Below are 18,301 nucleotides of genomic sequence, written 5' to 3'. Positions count from 1 at the left end.
CGCGGCCCCGGCTCAGCGCCGCAGCGTTACGGCATTGCCGGCGCCGGTGATCACCACCTCGCGGATGCCGCTCAGCGCCTCGGTCGGGATGGTCATGGCCACGGTCAGCGTGTCGCTGGCCGGATTGGCGGCGCGGCTGGCCTCATAGGTGCCGGCGGCGGGCGGGTTGCCGACCAGATTCAGCCGCAGAACGCCATTGTCGTCGCCATGCACGCGGCCGGTGGGCATCGGCACCTCGGTCACCAGCGCGACCTTGGACCAGCCCTTGGTCGCGGCCAGCCCCTGCACGACCAGCATCCGGCCCTCGTAAAGCGGCTCCCAGCGGGCCGAGACGACGCGCGTCACCGGCAGGCGGCTGTCCTGCCGCGTGGTCGGATAGCCGCCCTCGGGCTCCAGCGTCTGCGCCGGGGACCCGCCGAACCAGCCCATGGGATTGAGGCGGCTTTCGCTGAAGCGGCTGCAGCCGGCAACGGCCAAAGTCACGCAGCCGATAATGCCCCAAGTCCTGATCCGCATGATGCCCCCGTCGTCACATCTTGTTGTATGGCCGAGTGATAGGGCAAAGCGTCCGCGCGCGAAAGCCTCTTCGCCAGTTCCGGCGGCCTTTGACCTTGTGCCGCCATCGCGCTATTGCAGGCTCCGCCTTGCCCGGAAAGGACGCGCCATGGCCACCGCCGCCTTTGAAGAGATCGCCGAAACCTTCGAATTCCTCGACGACTGGGAAGAGCGTTACCGCCATGTCATCGAACTGGGCAAGGCCATGCCCGCCATGGACCCGGCGCTGCAAGTGACCGCAACCAAGGTCGACGGCTGTGCCAGTCAGGTCTGGATCTTGCCCCGGATCGCGGGCGGCAACTTCGATTTCGAAGGCGACAGCGACGCGCTGATCGTGCGCGGCCTGATCGCCATTCTGCATGCGCTCTATTCCGGCGTGCCGGTGGCGCAGGTGGCCGGCATCGACGCCCCGGCCGAGCTGCGCCGTCTGGGCCTTGAGGAACATCTGTCGGCGCAGCGCTCGAACGGAGTCCGGGCGATGGTGGAACGCATCCGGCTGCTGGCCGCCAAGGCCTGACCGACCGGACATGCAAAAGGCCCGCCGTTCTGGCGGACCTTTGTCATTTATCGCGTTAGCTCAGCCCAGAACCGCGTCGCAGCGCGCGCAGGTGCCCGGATGGGCATGGCTGCCGACATCGGGCAGGATCTTCCAGCAGCGCTCGCATTTCTCGCCCGGCGCCTCTTCGAAGACCACGCCGACGCCCGGGACTTCCGACAGGCGGAAGGCCTCGGCCGGTGCCGGATCGGCGGTCAGGCTCAGACCCGAGGTGATGCAGATCTCGGCGAAATCCACCGATTGCAGCGCGGCCAGCATCGCCCCGTCCTCGACATGGACCACCGGCGCGGCCTCAAGGCTGGCGCCGATCACCTTCTCGGTGCGCTTGATCTCCAGCGCGGCGGTCACCACGCGGCGGGCGCGGCGCACCACGTCCCATTTCGCGGCCAGATCGTCGTTCAGCCAGCTTGCGGGCGTCACCGGGAAGTCGTGCAGATGCACGCTGTCCTCCTCGGACGGGAAGCGGCTCAGCCAGACATCCTCCATGGTGAACGGCAGCACCGGCGCCAGCCAGGTCACTAGGCGGTGGAACAGCAGATCCAGCAGCGTGCGCACCGAGCGCCGCCGCAGCGCGTCCGGCGCGTCGCAATAAAGCGCATCCTTACGGATGTCGAAATAGAATGCCGACAGCTCGACCGTGGCGAACTGGAACACCGACTGGAACACCGACTGGAAGTCATAGGCGTCATAGCCGTGCCGCAATTGCGCGTCGATCTGCGCCAGCCGGTGCAGCACCCATTGCTCCAGTTCGGGCATGTCCTCGGGCTGGACCCGCTCGGCCTCGGTAAAGCCGTCCAGATTGCCCAGCACGAACCGCAACGTGTTGCGCAAGCGGCGATAGCTGTCGGCGGTGCCTTTCAGGATCTCTTTGCCGATGCGCAGGTCAGCGGTGTAATCCGACTGCGCCACCCACAGCCGCAGGATATCGGCGCCGTATTCCTTGATGACATCGGCCGGCGCCACGGTATTGCCCAGCGATTTGGACATTTTCATGCCCTTTTCGTCCAGGGTGAAGCCGTGCGTCAGCACACCCTTGTAGGGCGCGCGCCCCTTGGTCGCGCAGGCCTGCAACAGCGAGGAATGGAACCAGCCGCGGTGCTGGTCGGTGCCTTCCAGATACAGGTCCGCAATCCCGTCGGGCGAGCCATCGACGCGGTCACGGATCACAAAGGCATGGGTCGAGCCGGAATCGAACCAAACATCCAGTACGTCCATGACCTGATCATAGGCCGCGGGATCGGCGATGCCGTCCAGCATCCGCGCCTTGAAATCGGCGTGATACCAGATATCTGCGCCGTCTTTCTCGAAAGCTTCGATGATACGGTCATTGACCCGCTGATCGCGCAGCAGAAAGTCCTCGGCATCGGGCCGCGCGCCCTTCTTGACGAAGCAGGTCAGCGGCACACCCCAGGCGCGCTGCCGCGACAGCACCCAGTCGGGACGGTTCTCGATCATCGAATACAGCCGGTTGCGCCCGGTCTGCGGCGTCCAGCGCACCAGCTTGTCGATCGAGGTCAACGCGCGCGAGCGGATGGTGTCGCCATATTCACCCATGCCGTCCGCCAGCACCTTGTCGATGGCGGCAAACCACTGCGGGGTGTTGCGATAGATCAGTGGTGCTTTTGACCGCCAGCTGTGCGGATAGGAATGCTTGATCTTGCCCTTGGCCAAGAGCGCGCCGGCATAGGACAATTGCTTGATGACGCTGACATTGGCCGGACCTTCCTTGCCCTCGGGCGTCAGGATCGCCTGCCCGCCAAAGATCGGCAGATCGGTGCGGTAGGTTCCATCTGCCTCGACGTTATAGGTCATCGGCAGGCCGAATTTCAGACCCAGTTGATAGTCGTCGTCGCCATGGCTGGGCGCGGTATGCACAAAGCCCGTGCCGGCATCCTCGGTGACGTGATCGCCGGGGAGCAGTGGCACGTCGAAATCCCATTCGCCAGCGCCGCCCTCGATGCCGCGGAACGGATGCGCCAACAGGACACCCTCCATATCGGCGGGTGTCACGTCGCGCAGCCGGGTAAAGCCCTCGACTTTGGCCGATTTCATCACGCCCTCGGCCAAAGCATCGGCCAAGACCAGCAACTCGCCCACGCGCGCGGTTGCATTCTCGGCCACCGCGCCCACCTCATAGATCCCGTAAGAGATCGCCGGATTATAGGCGACGGCCCGGTTCTGCGGCATGGTCCACGGCGTGGTGGTCCAGATCACCACGCTGGCGTCCTTCACCGTTTCCCAAATACCCTGCGACGGCTGCACCTTGAACCGCACCCAGATCGTATGGCTGGTATGGTCGTGATACTCGACCTCGGCCTCGGCCAGCGCGGTCTTTTCGACCGGAGACCACATCACCGGCTTCGAGCCCTGGTACAGCGCCCCGTTCATCAGAAGCTTCATGAACTCGGCCGCGATCACCGCCTCGGCATGGTAGTTCATGGTCAGATAGGGGTCTTCCCATTTGCCGATCACGCCCAGCCGCTTGAACTGCTCGCGCTGCGTCTCGACCCAGCCCTGGGCAAAGGCGCGGCATTCCTGGCGGAACTCGACCACATCCACGTCATCCTTGCGCTGCTGGCGCTCGCGATACTGCTCTTCGATCTTCCATTCGATCGGCAGGCCGTGACAGTCCCAACCCGGCACATAGCGCGCGTCGCGGCCCATCATCTGCTGGCTGCGGGTGATGAAATCCTTCAGCACCTTGTTCAGCGCGTGGCCGATATGCAGGTTGCCGTTGGCGTAGGGCGGGCCGTCATGCAGGATAAAGGGCGTGCGGCTCTTTTTCGCGCGCAGCTGGTCATAGACGCCCAGACGCTCCCAGCGGGCCAGCCAGTCGGGCTCGCGCTGCGGCAGGCCGGCGCGCATCGGGAAGTCGGTCTGCGGCAGGAAAACCGTGTCACGGTAATCGGGTCCAGCGTCGGTCTGGGTGGTGGTCGTGTCGCTCATCTGGCGGGAATCCTTCGGTGGCAGGGCAGGCATGCGTGACCCGACGGCAAGGAACCCCTATGCCGCCGGGCGACTAATTCGAATGGTCCGGCCTGAACTGCCTGCGCGGGTGCTGAACATGCGGGCGGTTATAGGAAAGCCGGCCCGCTCCCGCAAGCACCTGACGCCGCCTCGCGCACCGTCGCAACCGCGTCATCCTGCCGTCTTGCCCTTTGGCGCCCTGCGGCCCATATCGGCGCCATGGTTCCGCCGCGCTTTGCCATCACCCCGCCCGAAATCGACCGGGTCGTCGCCACCTTCTACACCGCCGTGCGCCGGCACGAGGTGCTGGGCCCGGTCTTTGCCGCCCATGTCCACGACTGGCCCGAGCATGAGGCCAAGATCGCCGCCTTCTGGCGCAACGCCATCCTTTACGAACGCAGTTATGACGGCAGCCCGATGCGCGCCCATCTTCGCGCCGGCAACGTCCGGGCCGAGCATTTTCTCGAATGGCTGATGCTTTTTGACGAGACCCTGCGCCGCTGCCTGCCCGAGGACAGCGCCCGCGGCTGGTCGGCCTTGGCGCATCGCATCGGCGCTGGCCTGCGCATGGGGGTCGAGAATACGACCCCGGGGGCGATGCCCCCGGTGCTGCGCTAGTTGCGCGGCGGCCGCGCCTTATAGACTGGCAACCGCCAGCCCAAAGCCATGCTGCCCGCGCGCAGCAGGAATACCACCCCCGCGCCCATGATCAGCGCCAGCGGACGCGGGCAGTCGATCTCGATCAGGCTGACCACGGTGACCGAGCCGCCAAAGGCCGCAGTGATGTAAAGCTCGCCCTGTTTCAGCACCAGCGGCAGCTCATTGCCGACGACATCACGCATCAACCCGCCGAATGTGCCGGTGATCACCCCCATCGCCACCACGACGACCGGGCTGACATGCGCCTGCAACGCGACGCCCACCCCGGCCGGCACCGCGACGGCCAGCGCCAGCGCATCCAGCCATAACAGCAGCCGATAGCGGCTCTCCAGCAGATGTGCGGTAAAGAACACCAGCACCGCCGCCGCCGAGATCAGCAACAATAGTTCGGGCCGCGCCACCCAGAACACGGCGCTGCGGTTCAGCACCAGATCGCGCAGGGTGCCGCCGCCGATCCCGGTCAGCGTCGCGAAAAAGATGAAGCCGACCAGATCCAGCTGCGCCCGGCTGGCGACCAGCGCCCCGGTCAGCGCAAAAACCAGCACCGAGGCATAGTCCAGCAGCGGGATCAGCAGCTGCGGGTGCAACATCTCCTGACGCAACAGATCGGGGGGCATGGGCTATCCCTGCGCCTTGACAGGCTTGAAGGGCGCCATGCCGGCCCGCGCCAGCTCATCTGCGCGCTCGTTCTCGGGATGGCCGGCATGGCCCTTGATCCATTCCCAGCGCACCTGATGGCGCGCCTGCGCCGCATCCAGCCGCTGCCACAGTTCGGCATTCTTGACCGGCTTGCGATCGGCGGTCCGCCAGCCGTTGCGCTTCCAGCCGTGGATCCATTGCGTGACGCCGTTCTTCACATAGGCACTGTCGGTGGTCACGGTGATCTCGGTAGACCGGGTCAGCGCCTCCAGCGCCGAGATCGCGGCCATCAGCTCCATGCGGTTGTTGGTGGTATCGGGCTCGCCCCCCGACAGCTCGCGCTCTTTCAGCACGGCGTCACCACTCATGGCGCGCATCAGCACCCCCCAGCCGCCGGGGCCGGGATTGCCGCTGCAGGCGCCATCGGTCCACGCAAGAAGCCGGGTCACGCCTCAAGCCCCTTGTAGCCTGGCAGTGCGGCAATGCGCGCAAGCCAGCGGTTCAGTGCCGGGAAACGCCCCAGATCAAAGCCGCCGCGCGATCCGGCGCTGTGCGTATAGGCATAAAGACAGATATCGGCCAGACTCACGGCATCGCCGGCCAGCCAATCCCGGTCCTGCAAATGCCGCTCCATGACCGCCAGCAACTCATGGCCACGCTCCAGCAACTCGGCCAGGCGCTCGGGCGTCGCCTGCGCGCGGCGATGCGGATAGGTCAGCAAAGCGGCCCGCACGGCGATGACGCCTTCATGCTGGTTCTGCTCCCAGAACATCCAGGCCAGCATCTCGGCCCGCGCAAAGGCATCTTCGGGCAGGAAAGCGGTGCCTTCGCCCAGCCAGCACAGGATCGCATTTGATTCGGGCAGCAGGCGGCCATCATCCAGCTCCAGCACCGGCGCCTTGCCAAAGGGCAGCAGCCCTTCGGCCTTGGCCCGGTCCAGCGCCTCACTCTGATATTCCACGTCCAGCGTCTCGCAGCTGCGTCCAAGCAGCGCCAGAAGCAGCCGCACCTTGTAGCTGTTGCCCGACGAGGGCATCGAATAAAGCCGCATCGACTTGTCACCTTGATCTTGCTTCTGCGGGATTTTCCCGCAGCATGTCGCGGCACTATAGGCAGGATCGCGACGCCCTGCCAGAAGGCAAGGCAGCGGGTGTCAGCAGCATCGCCATCAGTCCGCAGGCCGCGCCTCTGGCAGGTGTCGCGATGGGTATTTGGAAAATGATGAAATACCAGCCGGGCGGGCCGATTTCATCATTTCACAAATACCCATTCGCGGCGGCGACGAAGGGCGGCGCTCAGCCGGGCTCGCGCAGAACCCGGGGCACCTTGAATTCGACATTCTCGCGCGCGGTTTCCACCAGTTCGACGGTCACGTCGTAGCGGGCGCGAAAGGCGTCGATCACCTCGTTGACCAGCACCTCGGGCGCTGAGGCGCCGGCGGTGACGCCGACCGAGCGGATGCCCTGCATCGCGCGCCAGTCGATCTGGTCGGCGCGCATCACCAGTTGCGAATAGTCGCAGCCAGCAGCGCGACCGACCTCGACCAGCCGGCGCGAGTTCGAGCTGTTGGGGGCGCCGATCACCAGAAGCGCGTCAATGCGGCCTGCGATGGCCTTGACCGCGGCCTGACGGTTGGTGGTGGCGTAGCAGATGTCTTCCTTGGCCGGGCCGACGATGGCGGGGAAGCGGGCCTGCAGGGCCGCGACGATGGCGGCGGTATCGTCCACCGACAGCGTGGTCTGGGTGATGAAGGCCAGCCGGGCAGGGTCGCGGGGGGCAATCCCGGTCACATCCTCGACGGTTTCGACCAGCAGCACCTCGCCCTCGGGCAATTGGCCCATGGTGCCCAGCACTTCGGGGTGGCCGGCGTGGCCGATCATCACCATCTGCAGGCCGGCGGCATGGTGACGCTCGGCCTCGACATGGACCTTGCTGACCAGGGGGCAGGTGGCATCGACAAAGATCATCTCGCGCCGGCGCGCCTCGGCCGGGACGGATTTCGGCACGCCATGCGCCGAAAAGATCACCGGGCGGTCATCGGGGCATTCGTCCAGTTCCTCGACAAAGACCGCGCCCTTGTCGCGCAGTCCTTCGACCACGAATTTGTTGTGCACGATCTCATGGCGGACATAGACCGGGGCGCCCCATTTCTGCAGCGCCATCTCGACGATCTTGACGGCGCGGTCAACGCCGGCGCAAAAGCCGCGCGGCGCGGCAAGGTAAAGGGTCAGGGGGGCTTTCTGTTCCATGCGCCTCACCTAGCGATCCGGTCCGGCTGCCGCAAGGGCGGCGCTAGCGGTCGGAAAACACCGTCAGGGCATGGACGTCATAGCCCAGTTCCTCAAGCAGGGCCCGGCCGCCGAGTTCCGGCAGGTCGATGACGAAGGCGCAGCCGATCACCTCGGCCCCCAGCCTTTCGCAAAGCTCGATCCCCGCCGCTGCCGTGCCGCCGGTGGCTAGCAGGTCATCGACGATCAGCACCCGCTCGCCGGGTTTGAGCGCGTCGTCATGGATCTCGACCACCGCCTCGCCATATTCCAGCGCATAGGCCTGGCTGACCACGGCGCCGGGCAGCTTGCCCTTTTTCCGGATCGGCACGAAGCCGACCGAAAGCTGATGCGCCACCGCGCCGCCAAGAATGAAGCCGCGCGCTTCAAGACCTACGACCTTGTCGATCGGCTCGCCGGCATAGGGGGTCAGCAACTGGTCCACCGCCATGCGAAAGCCGCGCGCATCGGCAAACAGCGTCGTCACGTCGCGAAACAGGATGCCCGGTTTCGGAAAATCCGGGATGGTGCGGATATAGTCGCGCAGGACGCGCGTGTCGCGATGGCGCGGCTCGCGCGGGCGGAGGTCGCTCATCGGGGGCGTTCCATTTCGAAAGTGTCGGTGGTGATGGTGAAGTCCTTGTAGCCCAGCCGCGACAGCCACCCGGCTGGCGGGCGGAAGCGTCCGTTCTGCACGCAATCATCGCGCAGGTGGATGCCGGTGACGACGCCCAGCACCATGATATTGGCATCACCCGCCAGCCGGATGATGCGCGTCATCCGGCATTCCAGCGCAGCAGCCGCGCCCGCGACGCGGGGGCAGTCGATGGTGTCGCATTCGGCGGCGGCGATGCCGCAGGCCTCGAATTCGCTGGTGCCGGCGGGCAGGGCGGCCGAGCTGGCGTTCAGCGCCTGCGCCATGCTGCCATCGGCGATATTGACGCAGAACACCCGGCTTTCGGCGATCTGGGCCACGCTATCCTTGGTGCCCGGCCGGTCCGGCTTGGCCCCGGTCGAGGAAAACATCACCTGCGGCGGCACATAGGCGGTCAGGTTGAAGAAGGAATAGGGCGACAGGTTGTCGCCCTGCGTGCCGCGCGTCGAGATCCAGCCGATGGGCCGGGGGGCGGCGATTGCGTTCAGCGGATTGTGCGGCAGGCCATGGCCGGCCTCGGGGCGATAGAACATGGTTTCCGGGCCTTCCTGCTGGCTGGGTCGCAGATCACAGGTCTGCCCGCAGCCCATGCCGGCGTCAAGCACCCTGGCCGGGCCGCGCCCCGCCGCAGGGACCCCAGCGCAGGAATTTTCCCGCCGGGGCGGCTGGGCGGTTTTCGTGGCGCGTCATGCGTGATAGGGGGGCCGCGCCCGCTGCTTCTAGGGATGGCCCGATGTATGCACTTCGCCCGGAAAGGGCGGTCGATACGCCCGAGGTCGAGGCCCTTCTGGACCTCTGCTTCGCGCCGGGTCGCACCGCGCTCAGCTCATATCGCCTGCGTGAAGGCGTGCCGCCGGTGCCCGGCCTGTGCCTTGTGCTGCGCGACAGCGGCGAGGTGGTGGTGGGTGCCATCCGCTTCTGGCCGGTGCATGTCGCGGACGAGCCGGTGCTGCTGCTGGGCCCGGTCGCGGTCCACCCGACCGCGCAGGGCGAGGGTCTGGGCGGGCTGCTCATTCGCGAGGGGCTGTGGCGCGCCGAATCACAGGGTTGGGTGCGGGTGATGCTGGTCGGCGACGAGCCCTATTACCGCCGCTTCGGTTTTCGCAAGCTGGAACATGTGCAGATGCCGCCGCCCACCAACCCCGAGCGCGTGCTGGGGCTGGAACTGGAGCCGGGCGCATGGCAGGGGGTCGAGGGCGCGGTGACGCGCGACACCAGCGACAACGAGGCCTCGGGCACGGCGTGGCGCAGCATCGGCAGCCGGGGCTAGGCGCAGGGCGGTCCCGCCCTGCACCAGCGGTCGGGTTTCAGTTTTCGTTGTAGTCAAAGCCTTTGGGGTGGTTTTGCAGGCTGCCGGTCAGCGCCGCATAAAGGATGGTGCGCCCGTCGATGGTTTCGGCACCGCCACCCATGTTCAGCCAGCTCAGCTTTTCCTCGGCGCCGTCATTGCTGGTTTCCGACAGCAGGCCATACATGACATTGCTCTTGGGCTCATAGATCACGGCGATGCGCTGGGAGGCGCAGTCATGCGGCTTGCACGAGCTCATGGCCAGCCAGCTCTTGCCGTCGAAGCCGACCTGCTGAGTGGGCGTGGTCACGCCGCCGTTCTTCAGCCATTCGGGCATGGTGCGATTGACGGTCATGGCGTCAAAGGCGGCGGTCATGGACGTGTCCTTGTCCAGCTGTTCCAGGGTGGGCAGTTCGGGCGGGCTGTCCTCGGCCATGGCCGGAATCGCGGCCATCAGTGCCATCAGCGCGCCGATCATCGAAAGTTTGACCCGGTTACCATTCATCGTTCTTTGTCCTTTTGTCAGAGGCCGGACCATGCGCGAGTCCCTGGGCCGGCCGCGCCCAAAGGATTGTCACGCCAGCCGGTGACAGGGAACCCCGGAGTTCCTATCTGGGTTTGGTCACGGGCTTGCGCGGAACCGGATCCCCGGCCGCCGTCGCGGGCCAGAACCGCCCGGGCACCGCCCCAGAACCGCCAAGGACGCCAGTCGCCAGCATGACCGAACACAGCCCGATCCCCACCCGCCAGGCGGTGCTGCCGCCGATCACAGACCCTACGGTTCATGCGGAAATCGACCGGCTGGCGCGGCGATACCTCAAGGCGGGCGGTCTTGCGATGGAACTGATGAACGCCGTTGGTGGTCGCGCCGAGGGGCTGATCGAGCATCTGCCAAAGCCCGTGCGTGCGCGCATGGACCGCATCACTCTGGCGGCGCTGAACCGGGCTTTTGACGCTGCGTCACGCTCGCGCGGGCTGCTGTCGAACCGCGGCGACTGGTTCAACCGCGCGCTTTCGACCGCTTCGGGCGCTGCCGGGGGCATGGCCGGTCTGGCCGGTTCGGTGATCGAGCTGCCGGTGACGGTGACGCTTTTGCTGCGCGCGATCATGGACATCGCCGCCGAACATGGCTTCGATCCCGACAGCGACGCCGCCCGGACCGAAGCGCTGCATGTCTTTGCCTCGGCTGGGCCGTTTTCGGGCGATGACGGCGCCGATCTGGGGCTGATCGCGGCGCGCATGACCATCACCGGGCAGACGGTGCAGACGCTGATCGCCAAGGTGGCGCCGCGGCTTTCGGCCTCGCTGGCGCAAAAGGTGGCGGCGCAGGCGGTGCCCTTGCTGGGCGCGGTGGCCGGTGCCACGATCAACTACAGCTTTACCGGCTATTATCAGGAAATCGCCCGCGTCCAGTTCGGCCTGATGCGGCTGTCGCATGAAACCGGCATCCCGCGCGAAGCGCTGGTCGAGGCGCTGGTGCTGCGCATGGAACAGATCAGCCCCAATATCACCGCGCGCAAGCTGATGCGGCGCGGCTGAGGGCCTTAGTCCTCGGCCTCTGCCGTCAGCTCCAGCGCGGCGGCCGGGTTCTCCAGATGGTCGATGCCCAAAGGCTGCGCCGGTCGCGCAAGCCTCGCCCGCACCACCCAATGCAGACGCTCCTGCGCGCGGGTGATCGCCACATAGGTCAGGCGTTTCCACAGGGGCACGCCCGCTTCGTTGCGATTGGACCATGCGGCGGCGCTGATGTCGGGGCCAAAGACCTGCACATCGGGCCATTGGCTGCCCTGCGCCTTGTGGATCGTCACCGCCGCGCCATGCAAAAAGGTCGCGCCCATGCGCGCGGCATAGGGGATGAAGGGTTCCTCGACATCGGGCATCTCGATCTTGACGATGCTGGCGGCGGACAGGCGCGGCTCTTCGGCGCCCACCACATGCAGCCGCGAAAAGCCGGGCTTACGCCCCGGACCCAGATAGATCACCTGCGCCCCCTTGATCAGCCCGCGCGCCTCAAGGTCGATGCGCTTCTTGCGATGCTTCAGCGGCAGTTCCAGCCCGTCGCAGATCAAGGGCTCGCCCGGCAGCAGCGCGTCGCCCGGCGCGCCATATGCGGTGCGAAAGGCCTGGATCAGCTTGATGCGGGTGATGTTGCGCCAGACCAGCACCGGGCTTTGCGCCATCAGATCGGACTCAACGCGCTCGGCCCACAGCACGCGCTCGTCGCGGCGGGCGGCATCCTGCACCATGCGCTCGAAGGCCGGGAAATCCAGCGCCGGATCGGCCAGCGCATGGGCCAGATCAAGAATCGGACTGTCGCCGGACTGGCGGTGGATGCGGTTCAGGATCAGCTTTTGCGGCGCGGCCAGCCGGTCAAAGACCATCTCGCCCGATTGCCCGACCGGGGCCAGCTGCGCCGGATCGCCGAACAGGATCAGGACGGGAAAGATCTCGCGCAGGTCCTCGAACTGGCGCTCGTCCAGCATCGAGGCCTCGTCGACCAGCCCCACGTCCAGCCCATCCTCGCGCCGCTTCCAGCCGCGAATGAAATCCGAGCCGCGCAGCCCCGCCGCTGCCAGCGCCCCGGGGATCGAGGCATGCTGATCGTAAAACGCCTTGGCCCGGTCCAGCGCGGCATCCGTCAGCCCCTCGATCACGCCCTCGACCACAGGCCGGTCGCCGGCGCCGGTCAGCCAGTCGGCGATGCGTTCGTAATCGGGGTCATAGACCGGGGTGTAAAGGATGCGGTGAATGGTGGTCGCCGGCACGCCGCGCATGCGCAGCACAAAGGCCGCCTTGTTCGTGGGCGCAAGGATCGCAACCGTGCGCCGGTCCTTGCGCTTCTTGCCCTCGTAATCGCCCGAGACCAGATCGACCCCCGCCGCCTTCAGCGCCTTGGTCAGTTCGGCCAGCAGCAGCGTCTTGCCCGAGCCGGCCTTGCCGATCACCGCCATCACCCGGCCCTTGCCCTCGACGGGCGGCGAGGTCTCTTCGGACACGAGGTCGATCCCGGCCGTTTCCAGGGCCGAGGCAATGGCATCCCAGGCTTCGGCCTGATCGGGGGAAAGGGCGGGCAGGGTCATGCCGCCTTGCTAACGCGCGCGGCGCCGGTCCGAAAGCGCATTCGCGCCCGATCCGGCCCGATCGCCGCCGGCACGATCAGCCGCGCTCGTCCTTGGCCGAATCCATCACGACATGCGTGGTGATGGTCGAGATATGCGGAAAGGCGCCCAGCACATCGGTGTGAAAGCGGCGATAGCTTTCCAGATCCGGCACCTCGACCCGCAGCAGGTATTCGACGGCGCCGGTGATGTTGTGGCATTCGCGCACCTGCGGCGCGGCGATGCAGGCGCGTTCAAAGGCGCGCTGCGCCTCGTTCGAATGGCGCGACAGGCCGATGGTGACATAGGCGGTAAAGCCCGCCGCCCGCGCCGAGGGTGCGATGACAGCGCGATAGCCCAGAATGGCGCCGCGCCGCTCCAGCTCTTGCACCCGGCGCAGGCAGGCCGAGGGTGACAGCCCGACCATGGCCGCCAGCTGTTGATTCGGGATCCGCCCCTGTTGGGACAGGATTCGCAAGATTCGCGCGCTGATCTGATCCGTGATGAAATCAGGTTGTGTAGATTCAGATTCCATGCCGCCATCTGCCGTGAAATTGCGCCTGCCCGGCAATATGATTGCGCAGGAAACACGGGACGGGTCAATGTCGCAACAGGTTCTTTTGGCGCTCATGGCGTTTGCCTTTGTCACCTCGGTCACGCCGGGGCCCAACAACCTGATGCTGATGGCATCGGGCGCCAATTTCGGGCTGCGCCGCACCTTGCCGCATATGCTGGGCGTGGCGCTGGGGTTCGGGGTCATGGTGCTGGTGCTGGGCCTTGGCGTCGGGCGAATCCTTGATGCCGCGCCAGGCCTTGCCTTGGCGATGAAGGCGCTGAGCCTTGGCTATATGCTGTGGCTGGCATGGAAGATCGCCCATGCAGCCGCGCCTGAAAGCACAGCCGGCGCCACGGGCCGGCCGATGCGGTTTCTGGCCGCCTGCGCCTTTCAATGGGTCAATCCCAAAGCGTGGATGATGGGGCTGGGCGCGCTTTCGGCCTATTCCGGCGGCGCGGGCGGCACGCTGATGGTGGCGCTGGTCTTTGTGGCAGTGAACCTGCCCAGCGTCGCGATCTGGGCGGCGATGGGGCAGGGCTTGCGCGGCGCCCTGCAGGATCCGGCGCGGCTGCGGCTGTTCAACCGGACGATGGCGGTGCTGCTGGTCGCCTCGATGCTGCCGGTGCTCAGCGGGCACTGACCGCGATCAGCACGGCCACGCCCAGCACGATCAGCGCCATGCCCAGCATCTGGCGCGGCGGCGTGGTTTCGCGAAACATCCGCCCCGAGACCAGCTGCGCCATCACCACCTCGACCAGCGCCAGCGTGCGGACATTCGCGGCCGAAGTCAGCGCAAAGCCCATAAACCAGAAAAGCGAGGCCAAGGCCCCCAGCGCCCCGGCCCGCAGCGATCCGCGCCAATGCCGGGCGACCCCGGCCAGCGCCGGGCGGTCGGCGAGCCCCAGCCAGACCAGCATCAGCGCCGATTGCAGCGCAAGGCTTAACGCCAGCACCACGGCCGAGCGGGTGACATAGCCGCCGCTTTCCAGCGCCAGCAGCGCGCCGCGAAAGCCGATGGCCGACAGGCCGAACAGCCCGCCCGACAGCACCCCCAGCCCGGCCGCGCGCCAGTCGCCCTGCCGCCAGTCGGTGCCCGACATCACCAGAACGCCCGCCGTCGCAACGGCAATGGCCAGCATCCGCGCCGGGCCCAGCGGCTCGGCCAGAAGCAGCGCGCCGATGATGGCCAGCGTCACCGGCTCGGTCTTGATCAGCGCCGTGGTGACACCAAAGCCGCGCCGCTGCATCGTCACCAGCATCAGCCCGGTCGCGCCGATCTGCGCCAGCGCCCCCAGCGCCGCCCAGCCCAGCACGCGCGCGTCGGGCAGCGGCAGCGCGGCGAAGCTGCCCCAGACCAGCAGGAACAGCGCCGCAAAGGGCAGGCCGAACAGGAAGCGCACGGCGGTGGCGCCCAGCGTGCCGACCTCGGCCGTCAGCCCGCGTTGCGCGGCATTGCGCCCCGTCTGCGCGGCGGCGGCGATCAGCGTAGCAAGAATCCACATGGCCTTATCCGCGGATAGCCTCGATCATGCGGCTGACATTGTCGGGATCGGCATCGGGGGTGATGCCATGGCCAAGGTTGAAGATATGCGGCCCGCCGGCAAAGGCCTGCACGATCCGCCGCGTCTCGGCCACCAGCTCGGCGCCGCCGCTGACCATCAGGCGTGGGTCCAGATTGCCCTGCACGCAGCCGTCCTTTTGCACCTCGGCCGCCGCCCAGTCAGCGCTGACCGAATTGTCCAGAGCCACGGCGTCGGCCCCGGTCGCACGGGCAAAGCCCGAATAGCGCGGCCCGGCCTCGCGCGGGAAGGCGATGACCGGGATGCCGGGGTGGCGCGCCTTCAGCGCGGCGATGATCCGCTGCGCCGGCGCGACCGCGAAATCGTCGAAATCCGCGCCCTTCAGCGAGCCGGCCCAGCTGTCGAACAGCTTGACCACCTCGGCCCCGGCCTCGATCTGGGCCGAGAGATATTCGATCGTGCCCTCGGTGATGCGGTCGATCAGTGCGCTGAACGCAGCGCGGTCGGCGTCCTTGAAGGCATGGGCCGGGCCTTGATCGGGCGTGCCGCGCCCGGCGACCATATAGGTCGCCACGGTCCAAGGCGCGCCGGCAAAGCCGATCAGCGTGGTTTCGCGCGGCAATTCGCGGGCAAGAATGCGCACCGTCTCATAGACCGGGGCCAGCGTCTCGTGGATCGCCGCGACCGGCTTCAGCGCGGCCACGCCTGCGGCATCGGTGATGGTCGACAGGCGCGGGCCTTCGCCGGTCACGAACCACAGATCCGCCCCCAGCGCCTGCGGCAGCAGCAGGATATCGGCAAACAGGATCGCGGCGTCGAATCCATAGCGCCGGATCGGCTGCAGGGTCACCTCGGCCGCCAGATCGGGCGTATAGCACAGCGACAGAAAGTCGCCGGCCTGCGCGCGGGTGGCGCGATATTCGGGCAGGTAGCGCCCGGCCTGGCGCATCATCCACACGGGCGGAACGGGCAAACGCTCGCCCTTCAGGGCGCGCAGGATGGTTTTTTCGGACATGGCTCACCTCTTGGCCCCCTTCATGGCCTGCCAGTCCCCGTTGTCAAGGGCGCGAGGGAGCGCTAAGCCCTTGCGCATGACCCAGATGCCCGATCCCCAGAACCCCCTTCGCATCGGCACGCGCGGCTCGGCGCTGGCGCTGGCGCAGGCCCATGAAACCCGCGACCGGCTGATGGCGGCGCATGGCCTGCCCGAGGCCGCGTTCCAGATCGTGGTCATCAAGACCACCGGCGACCGTGTGCTGGACCGCGCGCTGAAGGATATCGGCGGCAAGGGCCTGTTCACCCGCGAGATCGAGGATGCGCTGCTGGCCGGCGACATCGACATCGCCGTGCATTCGATGAAGGACATGCCGACGCTGCAGCCCGAGGGGCTGGTGATCGACTGCTACCTGCCGCGCGAAGACGTGCGCGATGCTTTCGTCTCGACGCTTTACGCCGGAATTTCCGAGCTGCCCCAAGGCGCTGTCGTCGGTTCCTCAAGCTTGCGGCGCCGGGCGCAGCTGGCCGCACGCCGCCCCGATCTGCACCTGGTCGAGTTTCGAGGAAACGTCCAGACCCGCCTGAAAAAACTGGAAGAAGGCGTCGCAGTTGCCACGTTCCTTGCCATGGCGGGCTTGTCGCGGCTGGGTATGTCGCAGATCGTGCGTCAGGCGATTTCCCCCGACGAGATGCTGCCAGCCGTGGCGCAGGGCTGCATCGGCGTCGAGCGGCGCGCGGAGGATGCCAGTGCCGCCGCGCTGCTGGCGCCGATCGCCGATTCCGAAAGCGGGCTGCGGGTTGTGGCCGAGCGTGCCTTTCTGGCGCGGCTGGACGGCTCGTGCCAGACGCCGATCGCGGGGCTTGCGCTGCTGCAGGGTGACCGGCTGATCCTGCGCGGTGAAATCCTGCGCCCGGATGGCAGCGAGGTCATCGCCAGCCTCCGCGAAGGGCTGGCCCGCGACGGTGCGGCCATGGGTCTGGACCTTGCCAATGAGCTGCGCGGCCGGGCGCCGGCGGATTTCTTCGCCTAGAACCGCGCCGGCACCCACAGCAGCGCCGCCAGAAACAGCCCCAACATCAGCATGGCGCGGACATATAGCCGCAGCCCCAGCCGCAGCGCGCGGGCATCGGGGTCGCGGCCATCGGCATTCAGCCAGGGCTCATTGCTTTGCACGCCATGATAGCTGCGCGGCCCCGACAGCCGCACCTTCAGCGCGCCGGCCATGGCGGCCTCGGGCCAGCCGGCATTGGGCGACCGATGCCGACCGGCATCGCGCCAGACCACGCCGAGCGCCCGGCCCCGGTCGGGCGGCGCCGCCAGCAGAAACAGCGCCGCCGTCAACCGCGAGGCGGGCAGGTTCACCAGATCGTCCAGCCGCGCCGCGACGCGCCCGAACAAGGCATGGCGCGGGCTCATATGGCCGATCATCGAATCAAGCGTATTGATCGCCTTATAGGCGGCGATGCCGGGCAAGCCGGCGATGGCCGCCCATAGCACCGGCGCCACCACCCCGTCCGAGGTGTTCTCGGCCAGACTTTCCAGCGCGGCGCGGGCGATGGGGGCGGGATCGTCGGTCAGGTCGCGGCCGACGATCATCGCCACCGCCCGCCGGGCCGCCGCAACATCCCCGGCTGCCAGCGGCAGGGCGACGGCGGCAACATGGTCGTGCAGCGAGCGCGTCGCGACCAGCGGCCATGCCAGCACCCCAAGAATCACTGGCCCGCCATCCAGCGGCATCAGCCAGCAGCTCAGCGCCAGCGCCGGCAGCACCGCCGCCAGCACCACCACCAGCACCGCCAGCGCCCCGCGCAGGATGCGGTGCCCGCCCCGGTTCCAGCGCCGGTCCAGAGCCGCGATCAGCCCGCCGATCCATGTCACCGGATGGCCGATGCGGCGATAAAGCCAACCCGGCCAGCCCAGGACCGCATCCACTGCCAGCGCCACCAGCGCCACGGTCAGCGTCGCCTGCGACAAGATCATGATACGCTCCGATTGACGGCCTCGACCGCCCAGATGCCGGCATGGCGGGTCAGGATGGTCAGCGACAGCGGTGCGATGGCAAAGGACAGCGCCGCCGGCCCGACGACCAGCGCCAGCGCGGCGCGGGCGGTGCCGGCATGGGCGACAATGGCTGTGACGCCCTGCGCCGCCTGCAACAACGGCTGCACGCGCGCGGCCATGTCCAGAAAGCTTTCGCCCCCCGGCGGGCGGTGGCGGGCGAGCGCCTCGGGTGGTCGCGGGCCAAGGTCGGGCAGGGTGGCGCCCGGCTCTTCCCATGCGCCGAAGTCCTGCTCCCACAGGGCCGGGCGATAGTCGGCTTGCAGGCCCATGGCGGCGCAGGTCTGCCGGCAGCGCAGCGCGGGGCTGGCCCAGACCTGCGCGGCCCCGCCCAGCCAAAGCGCCGCCCGCGCCAGCGCCGCCGCATCGCTGCAATCGGCGGCCACGTCGCGCCGTCCGGCCAGCCCCGGCTGCGCCAGCGGCGCATGGCGCAGGATCAGCAGGCGGGCGGGGTTGGGTGCGGGATCAGGATCGGGGGGCATCGG

General features: G+C 67.6%; 21 protein-coding genes. 6 read left to right on the top strand and 15 right to left on the bottom strand.

All coding sequences use genetic code 11. The features are described from left to right. Positions 1-12: 12 nt before the first annotated feature. Positions 13-516 (bottom strand): hypothetical protein, encoded by a 504-nt coding sequence (locus GL279_RS10820; protein WP_155064647.1) that lies wholly within the window; start codon positions 514-516, stop codon positions 13-15. Positions 517-664: 148 nt separating this feature from the next. On the opposite strand from GL279_RS10820, the gene GL279_RS10815 reads away from it, so the two are divergent. Further along, positions 665-1,072 carry a SufE family protein gene (locus GL279_RS10815; protein WP_155064646.1) on the top strand — a complete coding sequence of 136 codons (408 nt, stop codon included), beginning with the start codon at positions 665-667 and terminating at the stop codon, positions 1,070-1,072. A gap of 60 nt (positions 1,073-1,132) precedes the next feature. On the opposite strand, the gene ileS is transcribed toward GL279_RS10815, so the two are convergent. Beyond that, positions 1,133-4,057, bottom strand: a complete 2,925-nt coding sequence (ileS, locus tag GL279_RS10810) for an isoleucine--tRNA ligase (protein WP_155064645.1) — start codon at positions 4,055-4,057, stop codon at positions 1,133-1,135. A 240-nt stretch (positions 4,058-4,297) separates the two neighbouring features. On the opposite strand from ileS, the gene GL279_RS10805 reads away from it, so the two are divergent. Then, positions 4,298-4,696, top strand: a complete 399-nt coding sequence (locus GL279_RS10805; RefSeq protein WP_155064644.1) for a group III truncated hemoglobin — start codon at positions 4,298-4,300, stop codon at positions 4,694-4,696. Here GL279_RS10805 and GL279_RS10800 read toward each other — a convergent pair. The 6 genes from GL279_RS10800 to GL279_RS10775 form a co-directional block, all read right to left on the bottom strand. Continuing rightward, a complete protein-coding gene (locus GL279_RS10800; RefSeq protein WP_246175274.1) occupies positions 4,693-5,355 on the bottom strand; it encodes a trimeric intracellular cation channel family protein in 663 nt (220 codons plus the stop codon). The genes GL279_RS10805 and GL279_RS10800 overlap by 4 nt on opposite strands. Positions 5,356-5,358: 3 nt before the next feature. Beyond that, positions 5,359-5,826 (bottom strand): ribonuclease HI, encoded by a 468-nt coding sequence (gene rnhA, locus GL279_RS10795; protein WP_343039779.1) that lies wholly within the window; start codon positions 5,824-5,826, stop codon positions 5,359-5,361. Then, positions 5,823-6,428, bottom strand: coding sequence for a glutathione S-transferase family protein (locus GL279_RS10790; protein ID WP_155064643.1), 606 nt, complete (start codon positions 6,426-6,428; stop codon positions 5,823-5,825). The genes rnhA and GL279_RS10790 overlap by 4 nt, the downstream gene beginning before the upstream one ends. Positions 6,429-6,672: 244 nt before the next feature. Continuing rightward, a complete protein-coding gene (gene ispH / locus GL279_RS10785) occupies positions 6,673-7,626 on the bottom strand; it encodes a 4-hydroxy-3-methylbut-2-enyl diphosphate reductase (protein WP_155064642.1) in 954 nt (317 codons plus the stop codon). A 43-nt stretch (positions 7,627-7,669) separates the two neighbouring features. Beyond that, positions 7,670-8,239 carry an adenine phosphoribosyltransferase gene (locus tag GL279_RS10780; RefSeq protein WP_155064641.1) on the bottom strand — a complete coding sequence of 190 codons (570 nt, stop codon included), beginning with the start codon at positions 8,237-8,239 and terminating at the stop codon, positions 7,670-7,672. After that, on the bottom strand, positions 8,236-8,832 hold the full coding sequence (locus GL279_RS10775) for a flavin reductase family protein (protein WP_155064640.1): 597 nt from the start codon (positions 8,830-8,832) through the stop codon (positions 8,236-8,238). Before GL279_RS10775 ends, GL279_RS10780 begins: the two co-directional genes overlap by 4 nt. 200 nt (positions 8,833-9,032) lie before the next feature. On the opposite strand from GL279_RS10775, the gene GL279_RS10770 reads away from it, so the two are divergent. Further along, a complete protein-coding gene (locus GL279_RS10770; RefSeq protein WP_155064639.1) occupies positions 9,033-9,569 on the top strand; it encodes a GNAT family N-acetyltransferase in 537 nt (178 codons plus the stop codon). Positions 9,570-9,606: 37 nt separating this feature from the next. Here the strand turns inward: GL279_RS10770 and GL279_RS10765 are convergent, their stop codons facing one another. After that, positions 9,607-10,092: an Ivy family c-type lysozyme inhibitor gene (locus GL279_RS10765; protein ID WP_155064638.1), complete on the bottom strand. Its 486-nt coding sequence runs from the start codon at positions 10,090-10,092 to the stop codon at positions 9,607-9,609. A 212-nt stretch (positions 10,093-10,304) separates the two neighbouring features. Between GL279_RS10765 and GL279_RS10760 the strand changes: the two genes are divergently transcribed. Then, positions 10,305-11,126, top strand: a complete 822-nt coding sequence (locus GL279_RS10760; RefSeq protein WP_155064637.1) for an EcsC family protein — start codon at positions 10,305-10,307, stop codon at positions 11,124-11,126. Positions 11,127-11,131: 5 nt separating this feature from the next. Here GL279_RS10760 and GL279_RS10755 read toward each other — a convergent pair whose 3' ends face one another. Together GL279_RS10755 and GL279_RS10750 are read right to left on the bottom strand one after the other, a co-directional pair. Continuing rightward, positions 11,132-12,667, bottom strand: a complete 1,536-nt coding sequence (locus tag GL279_RS10755) for an ATP-dependent DNA helicase (RefSeq protein ID WP_155064636.1) — start codon at positions 12,665-12,667, stop codon at positions 11,132-11,134. Positions 12,668-12,743: 76 nt separating this feature from the next. Next, a complete protein-coding gene (locus GL279_RS10750) occupies positions 12,744-13,220 on the bottom strand; it encodes an Lrp/AsnC family transcriptional regulator (RefSeq protein ID WP_155064635.1) in 477 nt (158 codons plus the stop codon). Between the two features lie 67 nt (positions 13,221-13,287). Here GL279_RS10750 and GL279_RS10745 point away from each other — a divergent pair, with 67 nt between their 5' ends. Further along, the gene (locus tag GL279_RS10745; RefSeq protein ID WP_155064634.1) at positions 13,288-13,881 is read left to right on the top strand and encodes a LysE family translocator; all 594 of its coding nucleotides are present in this window, start codon (positions 13,288-13,290) and stop codon (positions 13,879-13,881) included. Here the strand turns inward: GL279_RS10745 and GL279_RS10740 are convergent. After that, positions 13,868-14,743, bottom strand: coding sequence for a DMT family transporter (locus tag GL279_RS10740; protein WP_155064633.1), 876 nt, complete (start codon positions 14,741-14,743; stop codon positions 13,868-13,870). The two genes, GL279_RS10745 and GL279_RS10740, sit on opposite strands and share 14 nt — an antisense overlap. A gap of 4 nt (positions 14,744-14,747) precedes the next feature. Then, positions 14,748-15,776 carry a uroporphyrinogen decarboxylase gene (gene hemE / locus GL279_RS10735; protein WP_155064632.1) on the bottom strand — a complete coding sequence of 343 codons (1,029 nt, stop codon included), beginning with the start codon at positions 15,774-15,776 and terminating at the stop codon, positions 14,748-14,750. A gap of 76 nt (positions 15,777-15,852) precedes the next feature. Here hemE and hemC point away from each other — a divergent pair, with 76 nt between their 5' ends. Continuing rightward, complete coding sequence (gene hemC / locus GL279_RS10730) at positions 15,853-16,788, top strand: hydroxymethylbilane synthase (RefSeq protein WP_155064631.1); 936 nt, start codon at positions 15,853-15,855, stop codon at positions 16,786-16,788. On the opposite strand, the gene cbiB is transcribed toward hemC, so the two are convergent. Both cbiB and GL279_RS10720 read right to left on the bottom strand, forming a co-directional pair. Continuing rightward, on the bottom strand, positions 16,785-17,738 hold the full coding sequence (cbiB, locus tag GL279_RS10725; protein WP_155064630.1) for an adenosylcobinamide-phosphate synthase CbiB: 954 nt from the start codon (positions 17,736-17,738) through the stop codon (positions 16,785-16,787). The genes hemC and cbiB overlap by 4 nt on opposite strands. Then, positions 17,735-18,298, bottom strand: a complete 564-nt coding sequence (locus GL279_RS10720) for a histidine phosphatase family protein (RefSeq protein ID WP_155064629.1) — start codon at positions 18,296-18,298, stop codon at positions 17,735-17,737. The genes cbiB and GL279_RS10720 overlap by 4 nt, the downstream gene beginning before the upstream one ends. Positions 18,299-18,301 lie beyond the last annotated feature (3 nt).

It is taken from the genome of Paracoccus limosus (assembly GCF_009711185.1).
GTDB lineage: Bacteria > Pseudomonadota > Alphaproteobacteria > Rhodobacterales > Rhodobacteraceae > Paracoccus > Paracoccus limosus.
The sequence above is the reverse complement of the archived record's forward strand: the minus strand, read 5'-3'. Positions and strand labels throughout refer to the sequence as shown.